At 70.1% G+C, this 2,476-nt stretch carries 3 protein-coding genes; 2 read left to right on the top strand and 1 reads right to left on the bottom strand.

Annotation, left to right across the window (positions count from 1 at the left end; genetic code table 11):
- The first annotated feature begins 119 nt into the window (after positions 1-119).
- Positions 120-824 (top strand): hypothetical protein, encoded by a 705-nt coding sequence (locus tag DBR23_RS08110; RefSeq protein ID WP_108497890.1) that lies wholly within the window; start codon positions 120-122, stop codon positions 822-824.
- Entirely contained in the window at positions 821-1,360 is a 540-nt protein-coding gene (locus DBR23_RS08105) for a hypothetical protein (protein ID WP_108497889.1), read from the top strand. Before DBR23_RS08110 ends, DBR23_RS08105 begins: the two co-directional genes overlap by 4 nt.
- Positions 1,361-1,438: 78 nt before the next feature.
- Here DBR23_RS08105 and DBR23_RS08100 read toward each other — a convergent pair whose 3' ends face one another.
- The gene (locus DBR23_RS08100) at positions 1,439-2,305 is read right to left on the bottom strand and encodes a helicase C-terminal domain-containing protein (RefSeq protein WP_233250335.1); all 867 of its coding nucleotides are present in this window, start codon (positions 2,303-2,305) and stop codon (positions 1,439-1,441) included.
- Positions 2,306-2,476 lie beyond the last annotated feature (171 nt).

Here is a 2,476-nt window from a genome sequence, read left to right as displayed (position 1 = left end):
CCATGGCTGCACGTCGGCGGCTTCTTCATTTCCCGCCACCCTTGCGGTGGCCAAGCAGTGGGCGAGTCGCCTGGGTCTTCAGGCCCAACCCCCGCCCTCCCTTTGACAGGAGAATTCACATGCAAGCAGAAACGCTCCAGGCGGCCCACCGGCCGCCTGAGATTGAGCGCACCCGCGTGGCAGTCGCCCTGCCACCGGATGCGACCTCCTCCGGCGAGGCGCTTTTCGTGCCGATCACCTGGGAAGATACGAACGACGACGGGGTGGGACGGCCCCGGATCCTGCGGGATCCGCACGATGCGCTGCCCTGCTTCACCAGCCGGAGACTGATCGGCTTCCTCTGCCAGGACCGGGCCACGCGCACGGTCGATGGCAATCTGAAGCTCTGGTACGGGGAGGTCAGCCCCGAAGACTACCTCCGGCTGTGGCGCGAGGCCCTCAAGAGCCCCCTGACGCCAGCGCAGCTGGCCGAGCGGCATGGCCTGTGCCTTCGCGTCACGCTGTGCGCAACCCTCGACAGGGTGCGCGGCATGCGCTGCCCCTGGCCGAATGCTCCATTCGAGACCTTCGAGCATCTGGAGGCCTTCTATGGAACGCGGCTGATCCACATCACGGCTGAAACCGGCGAGACACGCTTCGGGCTCTCGCTCGACCTGCGCGAGCCCGAGGCCGCGCGCCATACGTTCTACGTTGAATCGCTGCTGGCCCAGACCGGGGACACGCAGGCCGGGATGCGCGTGACGCTCGGGCGCGTGGCCCAGCCCCCGTACCGCCTGCCTGTCTTCGACTGGCAGGCCAACCTGTTCGAGGAGGCCACGCCATGAGCCACCGCGTCGAATACCAGTGGGCCGCGTTCCACGTGCCAGGCGCTCCGCTCGGGCTGGCCCAGGACCGCTACATCATCGCCATCGAAGGCGGCGACAACACCGTGCGCTGCGGAACCCACGGCAGACGTGCATGCAGTTGGAACGCCTGCATGGTAGGTGACCGCTCGCAGATCCTGCGGCAGGCCGTTCAGGCTGCCGGTGCCTGCGAGAACGGCAGCTTGAGGCCCCATGGACGCCGCTGGATGCCGGAGACCTACATCCGCCAGATCCGCTATCTGCTGGACGCGGCCGCCGCCACGCCCCCGCAGGGATCCTGGCATGCGCGGCTGCGCGCTGCGGCGGACCACCCCGCCATCGAGGCGCTGCGCCAGCTCGGCCTGGAACCGCGGCTGGAAACCCGCGACGGGCAGCAGCAGGCTCTCGTCGAGCCACGGCCCGAGCACCATGGCGCGTACTTCGCGCTGATCGATCGCTACGCCAGCGGACTGCCTGCGCGGTGCTGGATCGAGGTGTGCGGACTGCCGACCTCGTGAACGTCCGGCATCTCCTGGAGAAAAGCCCTGCCGCCATGCGGCAGGGCTTTCGTTTTCCAGCTCACGCCTGCGCGCGTTTCACGCCACGCGCCGTTCCTGCCCCGGCTCCGCACCTCGCACAACACGAAACGGCGGCAACCCCGCGATCAGACGCCGCCCCCACGGGGTGCTTCCGAGCCGCGTATCCAGCACCGTGATGCGGCCGCGGTCCTCGCACGTGCGCAGCAGCCGGCCCACGGCCTGCGCCAGCCGGATACCAACCTCCGGAACGCTGCGCTCCATGAAGGCCGACCTGCCTTGGGCCTCGATCCATTCGCGCCGGGCCTGCTCCACCGGGTCGTCGGGCACGGCGAACGGCAGCTTGGCCATGATCAGATGCGTGCAGTAGGCACCGGGCAGGTCCACGCCCTCGGACAAGCTGGCCAATCCGAACAGGACGGAGCGCTGGCCCTGGTCGATGCGCACCCTGTGCCGTTCCAGCAGCTCGCGCTTGGACACCGTCCCCTGCATCAGCACCTCCCCGCGCAGCGCGGACGGCAGGGCCTGCTCGACCTGGTGCATCTGGCGGGCCGACGCGAACAGCACCAAAGCGCCCGCCTGGGCCGCCAGCAGCGGAGGCAGCCGCGCCGCGACCTCCTGCGTGTGGGCCTCGGCATCGCGCGGGTGCGAGCGCATGCGGGGCAGGTGCAGTTCGGCCTGGGCCTGGTGATCGAAGGGCGATGGCAGGTTGAGCGCACGCACGCTGCCGTAGACATCCAGGCCGGACTCCTCCAAGAAGAGGTCGAACGATCCGCAGGCCTGCAGCGTCGCCGAGGTCAGCACCGCCGCGCCGGCGCGCTCCCAGAGCAGCGCGCGCAGGCGCTCCCCGCCGCTGATCGGTGCCGCACACACGTGGTACTCGGCCGTGCCGCCTGTCCTGCCGCCGCGCTCGACCCAGCGCGCCATGGGCTTCCCGCCATCGGGCACCGGGCACAGCATTCCGTCCCAGGTAGCGGCCAGGTGCTCCGCGCTGCCGAGGCAGGCACCGAGCGCCGCGACGTGGGGCTGCGCGGCCACCGCATCCTGGCGAGCGCGTTCCAACGCTGCATTCCGTACGGAACCCAGGGCCTCTCGGAG

The organism is Acidovorax sp. HMWF018 (genome assembly GCF_003061035.1).
Taxonomy (GTDB): Bacteria; Pseudomonadota; Gammaproteobacteria; order Burkholderiales; family Burkholderiaceae_C; genus Acidovorax; species Acidovorax delafieldii.
The sequence above is the reverse complement of the archived record's forward strand: the minus strand, read 5'-3'. Positions and strand labels throughout refer to the sequence as shown.